The organism is Mycobacterium sp. E1715 (assembly GCF_001667625.1).
Taxonomy (GTDB): domain Bacteria; phylum Actinomycetota; class Actinomycetes; order Mycobacteriales; family Mycobacteriaceae; genus Mycobacterium.
The window spans coordinates 1-726 of the sequence record NZ_LZJJ01000556.1 but is presented as its reverse complement, the minus strand read 5'-3'; the positions used below and the strand labels follow the sequence as shown (position 1 = coordinate 726).

General features: G+C 64.9%; 2 pseudogenes. One reads left to right on the top strand and one right to left on the bottom strand.

Features of this window, described 5'->3' with window-relative positions:
• A pseudogene (locus tag A9X03_RS27185) lies at positions 1-546 on the bottom strand (amidohydrolase family protein); the annotation flags it as partial.
• Here A9X03_RS27185 and A9X03_RS27180 point away from each other — a divergent pair.
• Positions 541-726 (top strand): annotated as a pseudogene (locus tag A9X03_RS27180) (amidohydrolase); the annotation flags it as partial. The pseudogenes A9X03_RS27185 and A9X03_RS27180 overlap by 6 nt on opposite strands.

Genomic DNA, 726 nt, shown 5'->3' with positions numbered 1-726 from the left:
GGTGGTGATGATGAAGTCGGCGGCGCCGTCGGCCCAGACGAACTTCAGGCCGTCGAAGCGCTCGAACACGCCCTCCGCGATCATGTTCATCTGGTGGTAGATGTAATTCAGCGCCATGAAGCTGACGTATTGCTCGTAGGTGCGGGTGTTGCCGGAGGGCGTGGGCGGGAACATGATGCCGTTGCCCACCTCGATGTGCGCGGCCACCGGGAGGCCCGCGTCGACCGCGGCCTCCCACAGCGGCCAGAACTGCGGCTTGCCGTAGAGCTCGCGGGATTGCAGCGGCACGCCGATCTGGACGACGCGTGGATGGGCACGGTACTTCTCGATCTCTCGCAACGCGCCGGGGATGTCGTCGGGATTCACCCGGATCGTGCCGCGGAATCGCTCGCCGAACTCGCCTGAATCCAACCAGTCCGACACCATCATCTCGTTGTGCGCGGCGTGCAGCGCGCTGCCCAGGTGCCGGTCGGGCATGATGCCGCGGCCCATCGGGTGCAGGACCGCCACGTCGACTCCGCGCTTCGAAAAGAGTTCGTGGGCAACGGCATCATGTTCCCGCCCACGCCCTCCGGCAACACCCGCACCTACGAGCAATACGTCAGCTTCATGGCGCTGAATTACATCTACCACCAGATGAACATGATCGCGGAGGGCGTGTTCGAGCGCTTCGACGGCCTGAAGTTCGTCTGGGCCGACGGCGCCGCCGACTTCATCACGCCGTTC